General features: G+C 72.1%; 1 protein-coding gene. It reads right to left on the bottom strand.

The features are described from left to right. A partial coding sequence (locus tag AC0IW9_RS32240) for a phospholipase D-like domain-containing protein (RefSeq protein WP_471652340.1) occupies nucleotides 1-229 on the bottom strand: 229 nt, incomplete at both ends.

Genomic DNA, 229 nt, shown 5'->3' on the forward strand with positions numbered 1-229 from the left:
AGGGCGCGCCGCCGGGGGTGATGCGGCGGGGTTCGAGGTCGCTGTGCGCGCGGGTGTCCCAGCGGTCGCCGGACATGTCGATGCCGCCGCAGAAGGCGAGGCTGTCGTCCAGCACCACGATCTTCTGAGGATGCGAGGCGGCGGGGGGGTGCGCGCCGTCCAGCTTCACGGTGATGCGCGGAGGCCGCATCCAGCGCAGCAGGGTGAGCAGGGAGGAGCCCTGGAAGAT

The sequence above is a fragment of the Belnapia sp. AC561 genome (assembly GCF_979252845.1).